2 protein-coding genes are annotated in these 2779 nt (G+C 62.7%); both read left to right on the top strand.

The genetic code is table 11. From position 1 onward, the window contains the following. Positions 1-1453: MBOAT family O-acyltransferase (locus tag AB4Z11_RS28610; protein WP_442029212.1), on the top strand; the 1453-nt coding region annotated here is incomplete at its 5' end. 4 nt (positions 1454-1457) lie between these two features. Further along, the gene (locus AB4Z11_RS28605) at positions 1458-2771 is read left to right on the top strand and encodes a hypothetical protein (RefSeq protein WP_442029211.1); all 1314 of its coding nucleotides are present in this window, start codon (positions 1458-1460) and stop codon (positions 2769-2771) included. Positions 2772-2779: the final 8 nt, after the last annotated feature.

Raw genomic sequence — 2779 nt, 5'->3', positions numbered from 1 at the left:
GGCTATCGCCTGGCTGGCGCTGGCCTCCCTGTTCTTTTATGGCTGGTGGGACGTGCGCTACGTTCCGCTGCTGCTGGCGTCGGTGCTGGTGAACTATGGCAGTTCGCTGTGCATACGCCACCGGCAGGGTAGGGCGCGCCAGCTTTGGCTGACGGCGGCGGTGACCTTCAATCTGCTGCTGCTTGGCTATTACAAGTACGCGGACTTTTTCCTATCCTCCTATGCCGGTCTGACTGGCCAGCCGCTGGCCGCCCTGCACGTCGTGCTGCCGATCGGGATTTCCTTCTTCACCTTTACCCAGATTGCCTTCCTGGTCGATACCGCGCGCGGGCTGGTGAGCGAGAGCCGCTTCCTGCACTTCCTGCTGTTCGTGACTTATTTCCCGCATCTGATTGCAGGACCGGTGCTGCATCACAAGGAAATGATGCCGCAGTTTGCCGACGCGCGGAACGGTATTCCCTGCGCGGCAAATTTCTCTGTGGGCCTGAGTATTTTCTTCATCGGCCTCGCCAAGAAGGTGCTGATCGCCGACAGCCTGGCGCCGCACGCCAATGCGCTGTTCACCCAGTTGGATGCGCCGACTTTCCTGGTCGCCTGGGGCGGCGTACTGGCCTACGCCTTCCAGCTCTACTTCGATTTCTCCGGTTATTCGGATATGGCGATTGGACTTTCCCGTCTGTTCGGCGTGCGGCTGCCGCTGAATTTCAATTCGCCATACAAGGCCACGAACATCATCGACTTCTGGCGCCGCTGGCATATGACGCTGTCGCGCTTCCTGCGCGATTATCTCTATCTGCCGCTGGGCGGTAACCGCCGAGGGCCGATTCGCCGTTTCGCCAATCTGATGATCACCATGCTGCTGGGCGGCTTATGGCACGGCGCCGGCTGGACCTTTGTGCTGTGGGGCGCACTGCATGGCGTCTACCTCGTCATCAATCACGCCTGGCTGGCGCTGGCCACGCGCATAGGCTGGCCGCTGCGCAGTACCTGGTGGCGCTACAGCGCGGGCGTGCTGACCTTTGCCGCCGTGTGCGTGGCATGGGTGTTCTTCCGCGCGCCGGACCTGAATGGTGCGCTGCGCATTGTGTCCGGCATGGCGGGGTTGCAGGGCGTGTCGCTGCCGGATGCGATTGGCGTGCGCATCGGCGCACTGAAAACTGTGCTGGATGGCTTGTCCATTCGCTGGGAACTGGGCGGAGCGACGCGCTTTGTCCTGACCTGGGGATGGGTCACCATAGCGGCTGCCATCGCCTTCCTGATGCCGAATACGCAGCAGATCGTGCGCGGTTTCGAACCGGCCCTGGATTATGAAGACGAAGCGCCGAAGACTGCCATTGCACGCGCGGTCGAATGGCGTCCCTTGCCATCGCGCGCAGTGGTGATTGGCGTGCTGGCGGTGCTGGGCGTGCTGTCGCTGCACCGCCCCAGCGACTTCCTTTACTTCCAGTTCTGAGATCATGCCCGCCGCCTCGCACAAACAATTCCTGTTCTGGCTGCTGTGTACGGCACTATGYGGCTTCGCGCTGGCGGGCGGCTTCGTGCTGCTGGTCGACCCATATGGCCAGTACCACCTGCTGCAGCGTGAAGGCATCAATGCCGTCAAGCCAGCGCCTGAGCGTTACCAGTACGAACTCAAGCTGGTGAATGCGCGCCGCTTGGCGCCATCCGTTCTCCTGGTCGGCAACTCGCGCGTCGAAGTGGGCATGAATCCCGAGAATGCGGCGCTGGGCGGCAACGCTTATAACCTGGGCCTGGCCGGGACGGGGGCCACAACAGCGATCTCGCAGCTGAATGCCTTGAGCCTGCAGGGCATCAAGCCGAAGCGCGTCATCATTGGCCTGGAATTCATGGACGCCTTGCTGCTTCCAGGTGAAGCGCCCGGCGTGCCGCTCCAGCTGCCGCGGGAGAAACTGGGACTGACCTGGCGCTTCGATACGCTGTTCTCCCTGACCTCACTTAAGGATGCCTTGCTGACCCTGTTCATCCAGCATGACGGCGAAGCCGGCACCCAGACCGAGCGCGGTTTCAATCCTCTGCACGAATACGAGCGCTTTGCGCGCGTGGATGGTTACCACAAGATCTTTCGCCAGCGTGCGGAGGAAAACGTCCTCATAGCGCTGCGCAAGGCGCCCGGTGACCTGGACGTGGCTGGAACGCGCGCCGAGATTGCCGGCATGCTGGATACGGCCACGCGCCGCAATCCCGGCGTCGATATTTACCTGCTGGTCTACCCGTACCACGCGCAACTGATGGCGCTGATCGAAGAAACGGGCCTGGGCCCGCACTTCGAAGCGTGGAAGGACATCGTGGCCGATGAAGTGGCGCTCGCCGCCAAACGCCATCTCGATACGCATATCGCGCTGTACGACTTCAGTGGCTACGGCTTCTTCAATTGCGAAGCGATTCCGGCGGCAGGCACCCACGATGCCACGCGCTGGTATTGGGAGGCGGGACACTTCAAGCAGGCATTGGGCGAGCTGGTGGTGCAGCGCATGCTGGCGCCGGCGCAGATGCCATCCGGACTGGATGCGGAGGAGCAGACGGCCTGGCGCGATTTCGGCCAGCCGCTGACAACGCGCACGCTCGCAGCGAATCGCCTGCGCATCGCGAACGAACGCAAGGCATGCGCGGAAAGGAATCCCGACACTTTCAGCAGTGTCGGGCAACTGGTGGCGCAGGCGCGCGCCAAAGCCGGCGCGCTGGCCAGCAAGGGCCAGCAACGCAAGGGCGCCGCAACGGCGCAGGTAATTACATATGCCTCAGGCCAGTGATGGCGTAG

The sequence above is a fragment of the Pseudoduganella sp. RAF53_2 genome (genome assembly GCF_052113985.1).
In the GTDB taxonomy this organism is placed as follows: Bacteria; Pseudomonadota; Gammaproteobacteria; order Burkholderiales; family Burkholderiaceae_D; genus Rugamonas.
Note: the sequence above shows the minus strand (reverse complement) of the source record. Positions and strands in the feature narration are given on the sequence as shown.